We start from the raw sequence: 18880 nt of genomic DNA, 5'->3' as shown, positions 1-18880 counted from the left end.
TGCCCTAACCCCTCGGCTTCACCCATGCCACATCGTCCTTCCAACGAATGATCGCATCAGCGGGAAGTCCCGGTGTCAGGCGATGATCGGGATTCTCGGTGAGATACAATTTGACCGGAAAAATCAATTTCACTCGCTCATCCGGAGTTTGAACTTCCTTCGGGGTGAATTCGGCTTTGGACGCGATATACCGGACCGTCGCGTCAAACGGGTGGTCGAGGAATGCATCCGTATAGATCTTCGCCGGAAGATCCAGCCGAACCTTTCCGATCTGCACCTCAGGCACATACACCTTGAGGTACAATCGATCGAGATTCACTAATTCCAGGAGAGGGGCACCGGTTGAGACGACTTCCCCCACATCGACCATGCGTGTCGTGATCGTTCCATCGGACGGGGCGGTAATCGTGAGGTCCGTCAACACACTCTGGGTCTCTTCCAGCACTGCAGAGGCCTGGTCCCGCCGACGTTCCAAGGCCGCGACCTCCGCCTCTTTTGCTTTGATGCGTGTCCACCCCAGCTCGGCTTGCGCCGATTTCTTTTCTGCCTGGGCCTGCCCTGCATGAGCGATCTCAATCTCTTTCTTGGCCACGTTCCATCGCATTTCAGCCTGTTCCCACTGTTGTCTCGTCGCTTCGTCCTTCTCGACCAATTCACGAAACCGCTGCGCATCGCTTCTCGCTTCCTTCTCCACAGCATTCGCTTTGGCCACCTTCGCGTGGTACTCAACAACCTCGGCACCGGCTGATTCGATCGCCAACGGGACATCCAGGTTCAACACCGCGAGGTCTGCGTGAGCAGCTTGCACCTCCGCCTCAACGGCTTCGAACGCACGCCGTGCTTGCTCGACCCGTGCGGTGGTTTGGGCGTCGTCCAGCTTTACAAGAACTTGTCCCTTCGTGACCTGATCTCCCTCGCGAACCAGCAATTCCTGAATGCGTCCGGGATATTTGCCTGCGATCGCCACGTGGTCTCCCTCGATCCGGCCGTTCACCTGGATCAAGCCCTCCGGCAATCCGCTGTTCCAGACCCAACGGTCCATCGCCACATACCCGATTCCGGCGACAACGGCTAGGACCGGGAGGACCATGAGTTGTTGTCTCATCACTGCCATCGGTCCATGTCTTCAGAAGAGTTTGTCGATTTCGCCCTTGGCGCGAGCCAGATTGATCCGTGAGGCGTTGAAGCGGAACAGCGCCTCAATCAGATTGTCCCGCGCGCGAGCCATGGACGTCTGGGCGTTGGTGACTTCAATGTTGGTCGTCAGCCCGGCTTGGAACCGATCACGAGCAAAGGTCAACTCTTTGGCGGCCAGATCGATCCCCTTCTGAGCCACTGCGACTTGCTGCTGAGACGACTCCAGCGTCAGGAGCGCGTTCCGGACTTCCAGCGTCACTTGATCGGACACGTCCTTCATACGGATCAATTCTTGCCGCACCCGACTACGGGTTTCTGAAATCCGGCTTTCCCGCTGGCCGCCGTCGAAAATCGGAATGGAAAAGGTCAGTCCGATCGAACGCGTGGCCAATGCGTCTTCCGGCTTCAGCCCGATCCAGCCATAGTCGCCGGCGAGCGAGAGGGATGGAACCCGTTCGCTGGTCACGGAACTCAAGCTGAGTGCTGCGAGTTTCTGCCGGTTCTCCTGCGCCCTTAACTCCAGCCTCTGTTCCCGCGCAATCGTGAGGACGTGCTCAGGCGACTGTGCCTGCTCCGGCACAAACCGGAGTTCGTCGGTCAAGACCACCCGCACCTCGAAGTCGATCCCGAGGGCACGGATGAGGCTGAGTTTGGCGCTCTCTTGATCGTTCTGGGCGACCAGCAATTGCAGTCGATGATTCTCCAGCTGGACCTCTTCTCTCGTCACGTCGAGACCGGTTGCGACCCCGGCCGACCTCCTGTCTTTCGCCAGCTTGACCAATTGTTGGGCCAGGTCGATGTCGGCTTGCCGCGCCTTGACCGCTTCATCGGCCCGTAACGCTTCGATATAGAGCAATCCAACGGTCGCCATCACATCCCGCTTGGTGACCTCCGCCTCCAAACTAGCGACGTCCACACCGCTTTTAGCGGCACGCCATCGTTGAATCAGACTGAGGCTGAAAATGTTTTGCACGAGCGTCGCACGCGCGTCATACACCTCGAACGGGTCCGTTACGCTGCGCCTGAGGCCCAACCCGGCAAGTCGGTCGGGTGGGAGTCCAAACGCACCGAGATTGACGGTCTGGCTCCGCCCGCTGACGTACCCGGATACGTTCGGCAGGAGTGCGCCGAAGCTCGTATTAGCCTGTGCTTGTGCTGCCGCGATGCGCTCTTTCAGCAACCTGACGTTGACGTTGTTGTCGATGGCGGCCTGAATGGCATCACGGAGGCTCAGCTTGAGTTCAGGTGGGCTTGAATCAGGCGACTCTGCGGCCGCAATTCCGACACCCGGCAGGCAGAAGACTGTGGTGAGGATGAGAAAAAGGCTAGGCCCTGTGACCGCGCGTCGTCGTTGCATGCTTGGGGAAAGCCACATGAACAGATTCCGTGATGACAGAGACCGCTGAACTGCAAGGAGAGAGCCGGTCAGAGAAACCGATCAAATGAGGCAGCATTCGACTGTGAAATTCATGACTTATATACAGGTGGGAGAGAGGAGAGGACGAGCATAGGGGAAAGTTGCGACAGGGAGGAGACCGCTACTGTTGCAGAAGGCGACAGGTCTCTCCCCTGCCCTTTGCACAAAACCATCACTTGATGTGGAACGTAGCCCAACACTACGATCATACTGTTTGAAGCAGAGGGCTGAGCAATTCGGTAAGGTACGCGACATTCCTCCGGCAACCTAGTCGCGTCCAGCCACGGGGTGACCCGAGAGACCGGCCGCCGTCTTCGGATCCCCATACTTCGCCAAGGACTCTGTCGGCCAAGGCTTCGACAGCGCGCCCCTTGCCCACAGCATCCCTCCACGCGCCACCGCATAGTCGGCCTGCGCCCGATACAGCTGATACGCTGTTTCCACTACGTTGCGCTCCCGATGTTTCACAAACAGCACGGTGCTGGCACCCAAATTGAAGCGAGTCCGTTCGCCCTCTTCCAACGTCTTGGCCAACCGCAGCGCTTCCGTCACCGCCGTCACCCGATCTCGAGCCCGCACGATCGCCGAGAGCCAGTTCTCCACATCGACACTGACTTGTTGCTCGGCGTACAGCTGACTCATAACCAATTGCTGTGGCTCCGCCTCCGCGTACAGGACCTTCCCCCGCCCTTCCCGTTGAAACAGCGGCATCGCAAACTGCTTGATCCGGAGATGCCGGTTCAAGCCTTGAAGAACCGTTTGATCTTCCACCGTTCTTTCTAGATGACGGCAATCGTACCGGCAGCAAGCTGCATAAGGTTGGTCAGGATGGCGTCTGGAGCCATAGAGATTTGCGGCGCGACCTATTGCAGCATGGCAATAGTCAATACCACCTCTCCGAACCATGGCCGTCCAGGATGTGTGGGCATGGTCCGTTGCACGGCAAAGCTCAGACGGTTATGGCTACCCAGTCGAGTACGGAGACGAGTCCACTCAGACATGATGAATGTGTAGAAACGTACTAACTCGCGAGGCTCAGAAGGTAAGTCCAGAACGTGGGTTCGTTGGGCAGATGTGAGGCGGGTACGGCAAGTCACTCAGGGCTTCATCCACGATAATTAGTTTTCTGGGTAGGCTCCCCGGAGCCGTGCCAGCAGAAACCAGGGATGACCTCTGGGTCCATTCTTGTTCTCCGTTGACCTTTCTGAAGGGTGAGCCCTTCACGCTGTTGGTCTTTCTGAAGGGTGATCCCTACACCGTCTACATCCTAAAGACCCTAATCGTTTCATATAAGTAGTTGATAAACCGTGCTATTTTGTCATGCTTATCCCGGCATCGCTATTGCTCAATGCTGCTATCGTCCAAGGATATGAATTGATGGTGAATGTCTAGCCTACTGTGATCGTGAGTCAAATCAGGCCTAGTAGCACCAGTGGTTCTATCTGAATGAATACACCTTTAGGAGTGCGGCTATTATGTTGACACTTGAAACATTGATTCGTTCTGTCAGTAGTAAGTTAGTTACCTCGATGGTTCGTCTGATTCTTGTGATTCCTTTGCTTATGTCACTCGCTAGTTGCGCGGGTGAAGAGGCAGGAGGGATTGACCCCAATTCTGGGATCGCGCATGCCGACGGTGGGGATGAAGATCCGATCGTTACGATGTCTTCGACCGGAACAGGAGTTACTGCGCAGGTGACTTGGGAACCTCCACCCGGTTTCGTAGCAGCTGGTTACGAGTTCTACTATGGAAAGCAATCGTCCGACGAAGTCGCATCCGACGAAATCGTTTCAGATGAACCAGTTTCTTGTACTCGTGGAGAGAAGGAAACCGTCGATGCCCCACAGGCAACCATCACCGGTCTCGAACCTAACGCTCAATATTTTTTCGTGATCCGGGCGTTTAACGAGGATCAATCGGAAACCATGTGCTCAAACGAAATTACGGCGGAAACAACACCAGCCCAATCCTAACAAGGAGAATCGGGTGATCTTTGGGTCAGAAACCCCACAACTTTGTCGTAGTTCGTACGGCTGGATCTTAACCACAGCGGACAAAGTAGTGGGGTTCGCACAGACGGAAGGGTTAATATACCAATGAGACACGCTCAACAAATCATTCACGAAATAGTTCGAAGCTGCTGTATTGCTCGTTGCGGGACTAGGTCTGGGTTTGGGTTATGGAAAATCGGCTTCATCACATTTATCTGCCTGGGACTCGTGTCGGAAGGGTTGGCGTGCCATCTTCCTATTACCCCGACATCGCTGACATTTCACTCGGTGCAGGGTGCGACAAATCCGCCGAACCAGACTATAACTGTCTCCAGGAGTAGCTCTACGACCGCTACGCTCACAGCCTCAGACAATCAATCTTGGCTGACGGTGTCTCCCACCAGCACAAGCATGACATCAAGTAAGAAGCTCACGGTCGCAGTCAATACGAGCGGGAGAGGAGCCGGCACCTACACCGGAACCGCCACCATCAAGGTGGGCACCTGGTGCACCTATAAAGCTCCGGTCACATTGATTATCTCGCCTGCCACCTCGTCGCCGCCCCCTCCAACTACTTCGACATCCTCCGCAACGGTCACGTGGAATGCAGTTACCGGCGCATCGGTCACCGGCTATAAAGTCTATGTGGGGGAAGCTCCCCGCCAGTATACGCGAACCATCAACGCAGGCACTGCCACATCATCGACCGTGAACAGCTTGACTCGTGGTCGAACCTACTATTTTGCGGTCTCGGCAACGAATAGCACTGGTGAGGGACCTACCTCTAGCGAAGTCAGCAAGACAATCCCATGATTCAACGACGGGGATCTTTCAGCAACTCCAGGGTAGACCTTGGAGGAGAATGCGGCTTCAAAAAATGAACCACAAAACAGCAACGGGCATCCAGGCGCTTTGAAGGTCCTGGATGCCCGCTGAAAGGTACGTGAGAATGACGATGGAAAGAACGATTAATTACGCAGGCTTAAATTTAGATCGAGGGTGATGCAGCCGAAAGATTGCATAACGTGTTGATGTTCAATGATGCTTGTCGTCCAAACAATTTTTTAAACCAGCATGAAACTAGCACGCATCTTGCTCATGTCATTACCATGACAAGCAATGATAAGCTTAATGCGTATCTCTGCTTCTTATTCTTGTCACTGCTGGCAAAGGAGTTTGTATTATGCATACGGCCCATATGAAACGATTACTATCGGCAGGAAAGTTTAAGCGATTCATCTGTCTGAGTTTTACCATGCTTTTACTGTCTCCGGTCGCGTTCTTGGACGTATCCTATGCAGCAAGCCGAGTCTTTTACGATGATTTCGAGGATGGGACCACAAATAAGTGGAGTCAGGACGGTAACCGCAATAGGTGCACAGTTACAACCTCAGCTGTAGATGGTTTGAAGGGTGCCTTTGCGGGATCGCGGATGGCTCGCTGCAACTGGAACGGAACAGTAGCCTGGAATGCTCCCACCAAATATGAGTCGTTGACGATTAATTCAGTGCCGTATACGAACGAAATATTCTATCGCTTCAAAGTGCGCCTTGACAATAATGTGAATCGGACCGACGGTTCTTCGTTAAAATTACTGCGTATCTACTATTGGGATGGTAATCAGGCCACCTATAGAGACATATATGCTACCGCTTTCCCAGGACCAAGCATGAACAATCGGGGCAACGCAGGGAATACAGCATTAACTACTTATTGGGGCGGGGCCGCGGGGGATAACACTGGCCTCTCAAATTCCTGGCACACAGTCGAATATTACTTTAATCACGCAACAGGAAAAATCAAGGTTTGGCATGACAAAGTACTGGTCCGCGATAACAACGTGAGTATGGGTGGACAGAAATGGCTTCCATTTTATCTGACATCTAATTTCGAAGACGCCCATGACGCTACGAACTACATCTATTTCGATAACATTGAAATATACTCGGATGCGGGAACTGGCGCATCGGGGTCAATGTCAGATGCGACCATTGGTGGCTCAGGTTCAAGCACTGCCACACCACCACCTGCACCGACTAACGTGAGAGTTCAATAGTCTAGATTGGGTGCAGCCCTTCAGGATATGGATAAGGGAGTTTAGGTTCCCACCGACCTGCGGATTGTTCCGTTGGTGGAGCAACACATGAGATCAGCTTTTCTTCAAGTCTTCCCATTGCACGTCCTTGCTATGAAAAACCACATTTGGTGATTCAGGTAATGCCGTACTGATATATCCCAGTGATTCTAGAAGTTCTCTCGTTTCACCGTGAGGCGCCTCTATAATAAGAATTGGATGGTCCCGTAACAAAGTGTTCCGCATTCCCTTGAGAACAGAGTATTCGTGTCCCTCAGCATCAATTTTTATGAGTTTAACCTTTTCCGGAATCTGAATAGAATCAAGGCTGACCGTCAAGATCCGCAAATTGCTGTCCGCCGAGCTTGTGAGGTGTGCTTGGTAATAATTTAACTGACTCGTATTGGAGTAGTCCGGTATGGATATTCCCACCAACTTAGTTTCTTCTGAAACAGCTGTATTGAATAGTGTTACATTGGTGAAGCCACATAGTGCAGTGTTACTAGCCAATAGCACAAAAGTTTCCGGCACAGGCTCAAACGCCAGCACTCGGCCTTCCGAGCCAACTAGTTCAGCGAGGCGCTTTGTGTAGAAGCCAACATTTGCACCGATATCAACAACCCAATCTCCATTGGTAACGAATCGAGACAATATCGAAAACTCTGGTTCATCAGAACAAAAGGTGCCACGACGGATGCGGTGACGATAATGAAGGCGCTTAAGCTCAGATTGCCACGACCTAGGAAATCGTGCGGCAACATCCCGTAACACTTGCAAGCTAGCCTTTGCGACAGATAATCCTCTCATTTTTGGCAGCTCTCCGAAAAGCGAATGAAATCTGTAATACTATCTCGTATTACCCCACAATGGATACACTTGTTTCGCAAATGGGAATCGTCCTTCTACGACAACCGAAGATAAGTTCGACCTTAGATACTCTGCCGTTCGTACCATTCCTGAAACATTATCAGTGAAAAGAGCAACTTGTTGTTCTTATGGCGGCCAGCAAGCTGTTCTTCCAGCTTTGCAGATACATAGTCGCAATCAAACAGTTCAGACTTTCCCAAGCGATTCTTCCCCAAGATGTCTCGCGCGTAATTGGCCAAATCCGTGCGGAGCCATGCAGCCATCGGGGATTCGAAGCCTTGCTTGCGATGCGTCAGTATTTCGGATGGTAACCAGCGTGCCGCAATCTGCTTTAACAGGATTTTCCTCCGACGCCAATCAAGCTTGTATTTGACAGGAAGCTCAGCACTTAGTTCGACTAAGCGATGATCGGCGAGTGGCACGCGAACTTCAAGGGAGTGCCACATACTCAGTCGATCCGAAAGAGCAAGAATATCATCGGGCATGTACATCTTGATATCGACGTACAATGCCTTGGTCACATCGTCTGGAGCACCACATCGATCAAACTGGTCTGTAACGATTCGGTCAGTTGCTTCAAGGTCAATCTTCCTAGCCGTGTCACCGACATAGAGGCGATGCCGCTCACGCGAATGGAGGGTCGACACAAAGCCAAGGTAGCGTTCGGCAGGTGATAGTAGCGCCGCGGAAGAAAACCTCTTCGCATGATCGATGTGGTGACCACCGTGAGCAGGTTCAGGCAGATATTGAACTAGCGGGTCGATCAACCGTCTATGTAAGACTCTTGGCACAAATACAGAGTAGGTCTGACTAAGCAGCAGGCCGGAATATCGTGCGTAGCCAGCGAACAGTTCGTCGCCACCCAGACCAGACATGGCTACTTTGACGCTACGGCGTGTAAACTGCGAAACGTAATAACTCGGGATCACTGAGTCGTCAGCAAAGGGCTCATCGAAGGCGTCAACAATCTCTCCAACGATGTGGCGGAAGTCTGGGTACACGGTGTGTTCATGGAAATTGCATCCGTAACGATCAGCGACCTGTTTGGCTAGTGGGCGCTCATCAAGCAGCGGATTTTGCGCTCCACCAAAGCCCATGGTAAAAGTCTGTATTGGATCGCTCCCCCAGCGACTCATTAATGCGACAACGAGGCTGCTATCAATCCCACCTGACAAGAACGCCCCGATCGGCACGTCGCTGACCATATGCGAGCTTACTGCATCCTCAATCGCTCGCTCAAAACGTTCAACCCATTCCTCCTCATCGGTACGGTAGTCAGGCTGGGCGACATTGAGATCCCAGTATCGCTGATTCTGCACCTTGCCTGACTCCCAGACCAGCAGGTGACCTGGTTCCAGCTTCCGAACGCCACTATAGATTGTGAGCGGTGCCGGGATATATGTGTAGGTCATAAAGGCGTCGAGGGCTTGCTGATCAAGTTTCCGATCTACCATGCCTGATGCGATGATGGCCTTTAGTTCAGAGCCAAACAACAGCGTGTCGCCAACTTGTGCATAAAATAGCGGTTTGACCCCGAGCCTGTCTCGCGCAATGAGTCCACGTCGACGGTGCTTGTCCCACAGAGAGAAGGCAAACATACCTCGGAGATGATCGACGAGCTTGGCACCATACTCCTCATATAGATGGACAATTACTTCTGTATCAGAATTAGTATAGAATCGATGACCACGCTTCGACAGCAGGGCTCTCAGATCACGATAGTTATAGATCTCTCCGTTGAAGACGACCCAAACAGTAGCATCCTCATTGTGAATTGGCTGGCGCCCCGTATCCAAATCGATGACGCTCAAGCGTCTCATGGCCAAGCCGACACCAGGTTCCAGAAAAATTCCACTTTCGTCTGGTCCTCGTCGGATCAGCACGTTGTTCATCCTTTCCAATGTGCTATTGGAAATTGCGCTGCTTTTACCAAAGAACCCGCATATACCGCACATCAGTTTTTTCCTTTTTGACTTAGATTACGCTTGTGTTGGAATCGCACGAGCGGTCGGTCAAATCTACTATTAGCGGAGAGCTACTCTAGAACAAACTAGCCACCATGCCTACAGAACATTCGTGAACGGCTATTCAAAGTGATCAGCAACATCCTTTCCCCTGGACAACATCATTAATATAATTAGTGAATCGCTCAGCCAAAGCATCCCATCCATACCGTTGCTCAACCAACCTCCTACCCTCAGTAGCCAATTCCTGGCACCGGTTTGAATCGTTAAGAAGCCGTAACACTGTCTGTGCGAAGGTTCTGGGATCATCGGCCAGCATAATGTGCTGATTATGGACGACGTCTAGCCCCTCTGCCCCAATAGTGGTTGATACGACTGGGCGCTCCATAGCCAAGGCTTCCAGAATCTTCAGACGAGAACCGCCGCCAATCCTCAATGGGACGACATACACGGACGCCCGCTCGACATAGGGCCTCACGTCCGCCACAGTTCCCGTGATATGCACCCCGGATATCTCTCCCAGACGCAGGATATCTATTGGCGGATTACGTCCCACAAAAGTGCATTCAAGATCAGGACGTACCTGCTTTAATATCGGCAGTATTTCCCGGATGAAATAGTGCGCTGCATCCTGATTTGGTCGCCAGTCCATGGACCCCGTGAATACCAGGTGGTGTGCTTGGGTAGGTGGCGGCAAGGGACGAAAATACTCTAAATCGACCCCATTGGGTATCACAGCTATTCGTAACTGTGGATGGTGCTTAGCTAAACTTATACGATCCAGGTCAGAAACCGCTGTCGCACCATCTACCCATGTCAGGGCCGACTGTTCAAATAACTGAACCTTACGCCACTGCTCCCAGATGTACCATCGGCGCAGAAGGTTGGTCTCGTTTTCATGGTACCGTTGCCAAATATCCGCTTCGACATTGTGGGCTGATACCAGCTTTTTCACTGATAATAACTTCATGACATAGATCGCATAAGGAGTCCATTCACAGAGAACTAAATCAGGTTGGAATTCAGCCAAGCTAGCGAGTACTACATCCTGATAGCTCTTTGAATAGTGGCTTGTGACAATGTACGGAAGAGGTGAGAGCAGATTAGTCAATAAAGACAAATAGAATGCGGGACCTTGTTTTGGTGGCATCCTCCTAGACACTAAGATCGGTTCTATCCCTTCAGCCCTCAGTACCTTCGCAGCCGCTGAATCGGAATCTCCGTAACCGATGTACCGTATTCGCAAAGTCGTTCCCAGACGGCGATAGAGATTAAAGCTCCGAATACGTTTCCCAGTATTAGTCGGATATGGGAGCTCTTCATCAAGTATCAGAATTTTCAGAACTACGTTATTCAATTGTTTTCTCATATGAGAGTATACTAGAGGGCGAGGCAAGTTCATCCTTCGATGAGCTCGAGCATTAACTTTTCAACCTCTGCCACGCTCCTTTTCACCTCAAATCGGTTTGCAGCCTCTGTTGCGAACTTTTTTGCACGGCTCATCGTTGGGGCTCTCATCTCCATTGCCAGAGCTTCGGATAAGGCAGTACTATCTTTCGCAGGGACCACGTATGCCGGCGTGTTTTGCAACACTTCCCTCAGCCCTATGCAATTTGTTCCCACAAGAGGTATGCCGGCTACCAGTGTTTCCATCGCAAGTAAGCCACATGCCTCCGAAAGCGAGGGCATTGCTACGATGTCCAGCCCCTTCAGAGTCGATGCGACGTTTGACACAAATGGCAAGAATAACACTGACTCACCGAGACCCTTTTGCTTCACATAGTCCTGATCCTCTCTGATAAACCCGTCTGGCTGACTAAAAGTTAACAGCAATGGCTTCTTCGGAAGGCCCTCCATTTTTCTTACCTGCTCAAACGCGTCCACAAGGTAACGGAATCCTTTCAGAGACATGAATCTGCCCAAAAAGCCTATGAGGAAAGTATCAGGAGGCAGATCAAACTCTCTCCTCAAATCCCTTCTCTCCGCATTCAAAAATCTCTCGCTCTCAATACCATGAGGAATTGCGACGACTTTTTTCCTCTTAAGTTTTAGAATGGGGACGTGTGCGAGCAAATTGTCACGAGCATCGTTGCTAGCACAGTGTATAGAATCAATCATGGATAAGAGCCCCCCTAGCCCTAACCTCATGACATAACCCTTAAGTCCGACAAGCTGTCCGGACCCGATAACATCATGACAGGTCAACAGATGAGGGATGCGCTTGGTAAGGGCACCGCTGACAGCGCACACCCCAGCCGTAAAACCGTGAGAATGAATCAGTTCAAAGGAGTGAGTACGGATAATCTTTGAGACGAGTTTGAAAAGCTCCTTATTGTTTGCTTGCCGGCTAACCGGAACGTACTCAATGTCGAGATCTTTGAGATCCTCCAGTAATACCTGAACTTCCGGCACATCAGGTGCCAGAAGTGTGAAATGATACCTCACTGGGCTGAAATTCTTATAAACATATCGAAAATATGTTCGTATGCCCCCCACCGGGTGCTTGACGATGAGCAGAACGCGGTACTTGCTCATGTCTTTGCTCCTAGGCCCACAGCGGTCTTACCTTGAGTCTCCGTGGCCAACCGTTGCATAGTCACTGACATACCGCCCAAAAAATACCACTCGTAGCTGCTGAGCCCATAGCTGGCAAAGCTGAAGATAAAGTTCATGAATAAGATGATCTGCATGCAGTCAACTAGGTTTCGCAGAAAGATACTCACATCTAGTTGGCTATATGCCTTTTTGCACCCATTGAAACCTGTATATACAGATTTTAGAAGCACGACAAAAATCGTGAGCCCAACAAGACCCAGTTCTTGAGCGACTTCAACATAAAGGTTGTGTGCAGGTTGATCAGTCCCACCGAAATTTGCATTGGCCTCTCGAGACGTCCCAAGCCCATGACCAAAAACAGGCCTATGTAGTACGACCATAAAATTATCTATGACCCCACTGACTCTACCCTCCGCTGTCCCGGCATTCTTTTCCCCAAGCCCAATGACCGATAGATATCGATCCTGCATGTTTGCGCTTAACATCGGAAAACTTACAATGCCAATAATAACAACGGATGTCACCCACATGACCCGTCTTTTTGCCTTCGCGAGAATTCCCAGAAGGATCACGAATAACCCAACAATCCCTGAACGTGACCCCGTAAGTGCTAAGGTGTAGAGACAGGTCGAAGCCAGGAGAATGGCCACGATACGACTCTTCCACGACAATCCAGCCATGAGGTACAAGAACGGTAAAACCAAACAGATGATGAAGGCGAGTCCATTGGGATTGATTACGTCACTAGGCGCTCCAGATAATCGGTCGAGGGCTTCAGTGCCCGCTAACATGTAGGCGACATCGCCCCAATACCCTTCCGTGATGTGTAGATACAGGGGTTCAATGATGCGCACCAATTGGCATGAGACAAAGACGACGATGAGCTTCTTCACATCCCGTTCGGTACGAACAAACGCGACGGTAAAGTAATAGAAGACAATCGCCTTAACGAAATTTGCTATGCCGGTGTTGATCACACTCCCGGGCCAGTAGACGAATGGAATTGTAAGGATTGAATAGGCGACCAACACCCTCAGTATCGTATCGGTCTTCGCTCCCTCGGAATTGGGAACTTCATCGTGTGCATCCGTAGCTTTTTTGCTCATGAATGCCAAGTACATCAAGACACATACGAGGAGCAAATCAAACCGGATGACACCGAGGAATGGCAATCGTGCTCCCAAATGCAAAAACCAGCTAACCGCAAATAATAGATAGATATTGAGCCCCCATTTTTTCGTCCCCTCATCATCCGCAGACATGGAGCTGGGGATTGAAACGGGCGGCTTGCGCCTGGAAGCTAACGAAGTCGGTTTATGGATATCAAATTTCTTCAAGGGATGACTCTTATCGGCTATAGTTGAGAGAGCACTTACAGGTTGAGGTCAGCATACCAATGTGCCTTTACTCAGAACTCTGTGGGGACAAGAAGTCGTGCAACAAGATATAGGGATATCGGGCTCTCCCCATTCTGATAATTCTGTTCGTCATGGCCTTGCATCGCCTTCGGAAGATGGTCGCTGGGGCCTTCAAAAAGTGCCCTCCTCGGGAAGTCTCAACAGCATTGCGATATGCACAGTTGGTGAGCTCTTCGGTGGGGTTGAACGCCAGGTCCTTGGCCTGATCACCGGACTTGCAGCACGAGGTGTGAGTACACTACTCGTACTTTTTCATGACAGCGAACTGGCAGCCCAGGCTCGGCTACAGGGAGTCGAACCAGTCATCCTATCCGATCGTAATCGGTCTGTGTTCACCACTTCCCGGCAACTGGCTCGACTGTTCAGGCACCGCAACATCCATGTCGTACATGTCCATGGCTATAAGGCGACGGTCTTCTGTGCATTGGCACGGAGATGGTGCTCTTTCGCGATGGTCAAGACTGAACATGGATTGCCGGAATCGACCGTAGCTGGAGTGATCCACACCCTGCGCAATCGATTCTATTCCTTTCTTGAAAGCGCCGCTACACGTGTGGCCCACGCGACCGTGTCCTACGTGACTAAAGACCTACAGGAACACTATCGTCAGGCGCACTTCGGTCTCAGGACAACGGTCATACCAAACGGCGTGGCAACTATGAATCGCTCCCAATTCCCTTGCCCTGCAGAGATCGACAAAGGTCTGTTCAACATAGCAATGGTAGGTCGACTCGATATCGTGAAGGGGCCTCATACGGCTATTGAAACTATTGCCTCCCGAGGCATACCACAAAACGTACATCTATACATTATAGGAACCGGTCCTTGCGAGATAGAGTTGCAGGCACTCGCTGAGGCTCGTGGAATTGCAAACCGCATACATCTCCTGGGTTTTCGCAGGAACGTGTATGATTACCTTGCTCATTGCAACGTCTTACTCATGCCCTCTTTACACGAAGGACTACCATATACCTTGCTCGAGGCTATGGCCCTTGGGATTCCTATTGTCGCATCTCGTGTTGGGGGACTCGCCGAAGTTGTACTGAATGAGACCACCGGGTTGCTGGTCCCTCCACGCAATGCTGAGGCTTTTGCACAATCAATATGTCGGCTTTATGAAGACTCTCTGCTTCGTTCAGAAATGGGTAGTCAAGCGCGATCCCTTCAGCAAGCTAAATATTCTCTTGAAGCGATGACGGAGAAATATTTGGCGATCTACCAACATCTGATGACACGCACCAGCTGAGCACGGCTAGGACAGGCTTCGGTCTTGTGCCACATTTTGGCATGAGGTGCTATACGCTATCCTGCTCTCCGAGTGGCTTGTGTATTCACCACATAATCGGATGATCCTTTCGACGATATCTTCTTTGCCGGAACGCCGGCGACCACACTCGCGGCTGGGGCCGAGTCGACTACAACGGAATTGGCTCCAACCACCACATCGTTTCCTAAGCATATTCCGCCGATGACCTTACACCCCGGTCCTAAATACACGCGGTCGCCGATCACCGGTACTCCTGGGTTTCTACCACCGTATTTCATCCCGATCGTCACATCATGATTGATATTACAATCACAGCCGATGACAACCTCGCTGCTGATTACAATGCCACCATGATGTCCGATGTACAACCCAGGCCCGATGCGCGTATTGTACGGTATGGAGATACCGTACCTCAGGCTATAGCGATGAAGAATCGCTCGACACAGGTAGTGCGCTGGTCGCCAGAGTATGGATTCTTGCCGAAGAAGATTCGCAACACGCATCCAGAAGCTATATCTGAAACCAGGTACAAGAAAGTATTGTTTGGCGAATGAGCCGACTGAGACACCGTGACCATATCGATAGAGATCTGCTCCGATCACACTCCAAAACGTAAGTTGTTGCTGTCTGCTCTCATCGGAAAGCATGCGTCTCCTAGGGCAAGATCGCTCTAACGATCGCTTTCCATGCGGGAAGATACCCGGGTTTATGGCAAAGAGCCCTCCAAAACAGGTGTAAGGCTTGGCCTCGCCGACGATCGATCTCCTGTACGCATTGGCCGAACCCGACGTACGTATGGGCCCATGCTTCCTGTTCCGTGGTCTTATCGACCGCTCCAGGAAATTCATGAAGAAAAGCTTTCATGATCTCGATTCCATTTAGATAGCGGCTCCTGAAATTCTTTGACATCTGCCCCCCCCACACACGGTAATCCAGGAGTGGTTGGTCAACATAGTCAAATTCATACTGAGTGGACAATCTGAGCCAGAGGTCATAGTCGATACCCATTTTCACGTGTTCTTTGAAGCCTCCTAAACGGTCAAAACATTCTTTTTTGACAACACAGGTCCCAAATCCGATGAAGTTACGAATGAGGAGCAGGCCGCTCACTCGCCCGCGAAACAGCTCATTATCCGGGATCCCCAGTTCCTTTCCGCGTTCGTCGATATAGCGCATTCGGGAATACACGACACCGATCGCTTCAGACCTTGAAAAAAGAGGCATCTGCATTTCGAGTTTTTCCGGCGCCCACATATCATCGCCATCAAGAAATGCCACGTAGTCCCCATGTGCCTCACGAACCCCATAATTTTTCGCAGCCGCCTGTCCCCGATTGTCCTGAAATAGATACCGTACGCGAGCATCATTTAAGTAGGGTTTTACAGCATCCCGAGTGTCATCAGTTGATCCATCATCAATAACAATCACCTCAATGTTCGAGTAGACTTGGTCCAGCACTGACTGTATGGCCAGAGGCACATAGGCTACTAAGTTGTACGTCGCTATGACCACACTCACAAGCGGCTTGTCTGCCATTGTCAGTTCCCCGCACATTCCAGGCTACACTCAGGCCTCTTAGGCAGACAGCTCTACGACAGGTATCGAGCGTATGCCCTTTTACCACTATCGGTGACAGCGAAACAGGTTCTCACCAAACGGTTACACGTTGCAGATCGCAAAGCGATACTTCCCTGCTCTAGTTTGACCCAAGGCGGGAACGTAGTGCACATCGACGCTCACCTCGTCGCCAAATACCGTCTTCAGTTCATCGCGCAGTCTACCTTCGGAGATATCAGAATATGTCTGGTCTCGAACCACCTTTGCAGAAACGTGGTTCAATTTATCTTGGACCAGCTGCATCTGCTCGATGCCTGGTATCGCGGTGAGTGTGCGCTCGACCAGTGAGACGCCGGCCACGAGTGATCCATCCGGCCGTTTTAGAAAGTCTGCTTGCCGACCCGTCACCTGGTCCATGAGCTGAAGGCCACGGCCGCAAGCGCAAGACCGGCTACTTGGAACGCCCACATCGCCGATTTGATAGCGGATAAGAGGCATTCCACGATTGACGAGGTCAGTGACGATGATATTCCCCTCTTCACCGGGAGCGGCCTCTGTCCCATCATCCTTCAGAAACTCCACGAGCACATGGTCCATATTCAAGTGGAGGCCCTTATGTTCCTCGCACTCACAGGCTATCAGTCCTACCTCCTCACACCCATATCGGTTGGTCACTCGACAACCGAATACCTCCTCGATCAACCGTCTCTCCGGCTCCAGCAACATCATGGAAGTCGAGATGATTCCATTCGGATGAATGCCCTCGATGCACAGACGTTGGAGATACATCGCTAAAATATAGATGGAATGGGAATGCCCGAAAATGACTCTGGGCTTCGCCTTCCTCCATTCCTCGACAAAGCGCCGGACCGTGTCTTCAGTAATTTCCATAGTATCGAGATAAATCGTGCGATCGAGGAGGAGGTTGCGAAGCTTTTTCTTCAGCGTATCCGCGATGGGGGGATTCCCCCATATGGCCGCAACCGGCATGCCGATATCCCATCCCGCCCATCGATCGCTACGCATGGCCGCCGCATTGCGCTTCTCTTGGCACTGCTTGTCGAAATACAGCTCGAGTGCTACACCAGTTGATCCACCTGTTTTTGACTTCTCAAGATCTTTCTTCTCGAACTCGCGTGAGAGGAGGTTGTTACCATTCGCTCGAATGTCTTTCTTTGTTAAAATGGGTATGCGTCGAAAGTCTTCCCGGTCTCGAAGCGCACCATCAAACCCTCCCCCGGAAAGGCGCTCCTGATAATAGGGACAATGATTGGAGGCATAACGAACCATCTCGCGCACACGCACCCATTGGTTCTGACGCAAGGTCTCCGGATCCGACCACTGGCTTGCCGAGAGTTCATGCAGATACTCAGCGCGATGAGCTCCATCCTTGACCTCCCACAACGGGAAGAACACGTGCTTTGAAAGCCATGTCAACATCACTGCATAGTCCTTGATGCCTCGTTGGGTGACCAGCTGAATCGAGAACCCGATAGCACAGCGTCATAGCACGCCATCTGCTCTTCAAGCATTCGATGAGGAGCACACATCGAGCGAACGGTCTCTCCTGCAGCCTCGCCAAATCTCCTGGCCAAGGCGCTGTCAGTGAGCAACCTGATCAGCCGCTCTGCTAGTGCAACGACATCACCGACAGGTACCAAGAACCCGTTCTTTCCATCCTGCACCAATTCAGGGTTGCCCCCCGTATCGCTGCAAATGATCGGACGCCTTGCCTGCATATATTCCAGCATAGAATTAGAGAGCCCTTCCGACTCTGAGCACAGGACTGCCACGGCAAACTGCTTGATGTACGGTACCGGATCGTCGACGGCTCCCATGAAGACAACCTGATCACAAAGCCCCAATCGACCAGCTAACTCTTCTAACTCTTCCCGCATACTTCGGCCCTGATTCGAGGGCCCATCTTTCCCAATGACGACCAAACGTATGCCGGGGCACTGCTTACGCACGACAGCGATGGCCTGGATCAATACGTCAATGCGCTTGATCGGCTTCAGATTGGCCACAATCCCCACGACAGTTCCCTTGTCGAAAACGCGAGAAGGTACGGCTTCTTGTGATAACTCGCGATGGTGGTCCGCTCGAGGAAACAGACCATTGTAGACCACTGATATTTTCCTTGATGGCACCCATTCCTTTTGCTCCACCACACCAGCAACTGCCTGGCAGTTTGCCACATAAGAGTCAACGAACGGTGAGACAAGCCTCAGCACTGCCAGGTTACCTGGTGTGTACCAGAATCCCATATCTCGACGGGAGACCATGACTCGGATTCCGAACGCTCGTAGGAGTGGGGGACTGATCAATGATACATCGTTTAAGAAGCAATGGACGAGCCGATACCCTTCCCGTCGAAGCGTCTGTGCAAACCGCGAAACTTTAATGATCGCTGTAGGGCTGGCGAGCTTTGTAAGATGAAGAACCTGCATAGGACAACCGAAGGAGTTGTGCTCAATCCAGTCGCTGCCACGAAACAAAGTTATCGCCGGTTGGAACCGAGAGCGATCAAGATGCTGGACGAGCTTAAGAAGTTGTCCCTCGGTCCCTGCTTGTGGCCCTGCGTAATGGTCTACTAGGTACATGATTTTCGTCGGTATGGCAGTCATGCTAT

The 18880-nt window shown here is 51.6% G+C and carries 17 protein-coding genes; 4 read left to right on the top strand and 13 right to left on the bottom strand.

Going from position 1 to position 18880, the window contains the following annotated elements; translation table 11 throughout:
- Positions 1–4: 4 nt before the first annotated feature.
- The 4 genes from IPM58_07740 to IPM58_07725 form a co-directional block, all read right to left on the bottom strand.
- The gene (locus IPM58_07740) at positions 5–1105 is read right to left on the bottom strand and encodes an efflux RND transporter periplasmic adaptor subunit (GenBank protein MBK9306966.1); all 1101 of its coding nucleotides are present in this window, start codon (positions 1103–1105) and stop codon (positions 5–7) included.
- A gap of 21 nt (positions 1106–1126) precedes the next feature.
- A complete protein-coding gene (locus tag IPM58_07735; GenBank protein ID MBK9306965.1) occupies positions 1127–2494 on the bottom strand; it encodes a TolC family protein in 1368 nt (455 codons plus the stop codon).
- Between the two features lie 327 nt (positions 2495–2821).
- Positions 2822–3460, bottom strand: a complete 639-nt coding sequence (locus tag IPM58_07730; protein ID MBK9306964.1) for a TolC family protein — start codon at positions 3458–3460, stop codon at positions 2822–2824.
- Entirely contained in the window at positions 3418–3651 is a 234-nt protein-coding gene (locus tag IPM58_07725) for a DUF4158 domain-containing protein (GenBank protein MBK9306963.1), read from the bottom strand. Before IPM58_07725 ends, IPM58_07730 begins: the two co-directional genes overlap by 43 nt.
- Positions 3652–4029: 378 nt before the next feature.
- On the opposite strand from IPM58_07725, the gene IPM58_07720 reads away from it, so the two are divergent.
- The 3 genes from IPM58_07720 (at position 4030) to IPM58_07710 (ending at position 6601) form a co-directional block, all read left to right on the top strand.
- Positions 4030–4527, top strand: a complete 498-nt coding sequence (locus IPM58_07720; protein MBK9306962.1) for a fibronectin type III domain-containing protein — start codon at positions 4030–4032, stop codon at positions 4525–4527.
- A gap of 429 nt (positions 4528–4956) precedes the next feature.
- The gene (locus IPM58_07715) at positions 4957–5358 is read left to right on the top strand and encodes a fibronectin type III domain-containing protein (protein ID MBK9306961.1); all 402 of its coding nucleotides are present in this window, start codon (positions 4957–4959) and stop codon (positions 5356–5358) included.
- A gap of 370 nt (positions 5359–5728) precedes the next feature.
- On the top strand, positions 5729–6601 hold the full coding sequence (locus IPM58_07710; protein MBK9306960.1) for a hypothetical protein: 873 nt from the start codon (positions 5729–5731) through the stop codon (positions 6599–6601).
- 93 nt (positions 6602–6694) lie between these two features.
- Here IPM58_07710 and IPM58_07705 read toward each other — a convergent pair whose 3' ends face one another.
- The 5 genes from IPM58_07705 to IPM58_07685 all read right to left on the bottom strand — a co-directional run bounded on the left by IPM58_07705 (position 6695) and on the right by IPM58_07685 (position 13343).
- A complete protein-coding gene (locus IPM58_07705) occupies positions 6695–7426 on the bottom strand; it encodes an FkbM family methyltransferase (protein ID MBK9306959.1) in 732 nt (243 codons plus the stop codon).
- A 122-nt stretch (positions 7427–7548) separates the two neighbouring features.
- Positions 7549–9441 carry an asparagine synthase (glutamine-hydrolyzing) gene (gene asnB / locus IPM58_07700; GenBank protein ID MBK9306958.1) on the bottom strand — a complete coding sequence of 631 codons (1893 nt, stop codon included), beginning with the start codon at positions 9439–9441 and terminating at the stop codon, positions 7549–7551.
- A 142-nt stretch (positions 9442–9583) separates the two neighbouring features.
- Positions 9584–10819 (bottom strand): glycosyltransferase, encoded by a 1236-nt coding sequence (locus IPM58_07695; GenBank protein MBK9306957.1) that lies wholly within the window; start codon positions 10817–10819, stop codon positions 9584–9586.
- Positions 10820–10848: 29 nt separating this feature from the next.
- Positions 10849–11985 carry a glycosyltransferase family 4 protein gene (locus IPM58_07690; GenBank protein MBK9306956.1) on the bottom strand — a complete coding sequence of 379 codons (1137 nt, stop codon included), beginning with the start codon at positions 11983–11985 and terminating at the stop codon, positions 10849–10851.
- Positions 11982–13343, bottom strand: coding sequence for an O-antigen ligase family protein (locus IPM58_07685; GenBank protein ID MBK9306955.1), 1362 nt, complete (start codon positions 13341–13343; stop codon positions 11982–11984). Before IPM58_07685 ends, IPM58_07690 begins: the two co-directional genes overlap by 4 nt.
- 97 nt (positions 13344–13440) lie before the next feature.
- Between IPM58_07685 and IPM58_07680 the strand changes: the two genes are divergently transcribed.
- Positions 13441–14670 carry a glycosyltransferase family 4 protein gene (locus IPM58_07680; GenBank protein MBK9306954.1) on the top strand — a complete coding sequence of 410 codons (1230 nt, stop codon included), beginning with the start codon at positions 13441–13443 and terminating at the stop codon, positions 14668–14670.
- Positions 14671–14726: 56 nt separating this feature from the next.
- On the opposite strand, the gene IPM58_07675 is transcribed toward IPM58_07680, so the two are convergent.
- The 4 genes from IPM58_07675 to IPM58_07660 form a co-directional block, all read right to left on the bottom strand.
- Complete coding sequence (locus IPM58_07675) at positions 14727–15338, bottom strand: serine acetyltransferase (GenBank protein ID MBK9306953.1); 612 nt, start codon at positions 15336–15338, stop codon at positions 14727–14729.
- Between the two features lie 7 nt (positions 15339–15345).
- Positions 15346–16227 carry a glycosyltransferase gene (locus tag IPM58_07670; protein ID MBK9306952.1) on the bottom strand — a complete coding sequence of 294 codons (882 nt, stop codon included), beginning with the start codon at positions 16225–16227 and terminating at the stop codon, positions 15346–15348.
- A 123-nt stretch (positions 16228–16350) separates the two neighbouring features.
- On the bottom strand, positions 16351–17688 hold the full coding sequence (locus IPM58_07665; protein MBK9306951.1) for a phenylacetate--CoA ligase family protein: 1338 nt from the start codon (positions 17686–17688) through the stop codon (positions 16351–16353).
- Complete coding sequence (locus tag IPM58_07660) at positions 17688–18875, bottom strand: glycosyltransferase (protein ID MBK9306950.1); 1188 nt, start codon at positions 18873–18875, stop codon at positions 17688–17690. The genes IPM58_07665 and IPM58_07660 overlap by 1 nt, the downstream gene beginning before the upstream one ends.
- Between the last annotated feature and the right edge of the window lie 5 nt (positions 18876–18880).

Source organism: Nitrospira sp., from assembly GCA_016715825.1.
GTDB lineage: Bacteria > Nitrospirota > Nitrospiria > Nitrospirales > Nitrospiraceae > Nitrospira_D.
Note: the sequence above shows the minus strand (reverse complement) of the source record. Positions and strands in the feature narration are given on the sequence as shown.

What these genes read in the sequence shown, in the direction of transcription:
- IPM58_07710 (MBK9306960.1), top strand. Translation starts at nt 5,729, where the DNA reads ATGCATACGGCCCATATGAAACGATTACTATCGGCAGGAAAGTTTAAG.
- IPM58_07705 (MBK9306959.1), bottom strand. Translation starts at nt 7,426, where the DNA reads ATGAGAGGATTATCTGTCGCAAAGGCTAGCTTGCAAGTGTTACGGGAT.
- IPM58_07730 (MBK9306964.1), bottom strand. Translation starts at nt 3,460, where the DNA reads ATGGTTCGGAGAGGTGGTATTGACTATTGCCATGCTGCAATAGGTCGC.
- IPM58_07665 (MBK9306951.1), bottom strand. Translation starts at nt 17,688, where the DNA reads ATGTTGACATGGCTTTCAAAGCACGTGTTCTTCCCGTTGTGGGAGGTC.
- IPM58_07660 (MBK9306950.1), bottom strand. Translation starts at nt 18,875, where the DNA reads ATGACTGCCATACCGACGAAAATCATGTACCTAGTAGACCATTACGCA.
- asnB (MBK9306958.1), bottom strand. Translation starts at nt 9,441, where the DNA reads ATGTGCGGTATATGCGGGTTCTTTGGTAAAAGCAGCGCAATTTCCAAT.
- IPM58_07670 (MBK9306952.1), bottom strand. Translation starts at nt 16,227, where the DNA reads ATGGCAGACAAGCCGCTTGTGAGTGTGGTCATAGCGACGTACAACTTA.
- IPM58_07695 (MBK9306957.1), bottom strand. Translation starts at nt 10,819, where the DNA reads ATGAGAAAACAATTGAATAACGTAGTTCTGAAAATTCTGATACTTGAT.
- IPM58_07675 (MBK9306953.1), bottom strand. Translation starts at nt 15,338, where the DNA reads ATGCTTTCCGATGAGAGCAGACAGCAACAACTTACGTTTTGGAGTGTG.
- IPM58_07740 (MBK9306966.1), bottom strand. Translation starts at nt 1,105, where the DNA reads ATGAGACAACAACTCATGGTCCTCCCGGTCCTAGCCGTTGTCGCCGGA.
- IPM58_07735 (MBK9306965.1), bottom strand. Translation starts at nt 2,494, where the DNA reads ATGCAACGACGACGCGCGGTCACAGGGCCTAGCCTTTTTCTCATCCTC.
- IPM58_07720 (MBK9306962.1), top strand. Translation starts at nt 4,030, where the DNA reads ATGTTGACACTTGAAACATTGATTCGTTCTGTCAGTAGTAAGTTAGTT.
- IPM58_07690 (MBK9306956.1), bottom strand. Translation starts at nt 11,985, where the DNA reads ATGAGCAAGTACCGCGTTCTGCTCATCGTCAAGCACCCGGTGGGGGGC.
- IPM58_07715 (MBK9306961.1), top strand. Translation starts at nt 4,957, where the DNA reads ATGACATCAAGTAAGAAGCTCACGGTCGCAGTCAATACGAGCGGGAGA.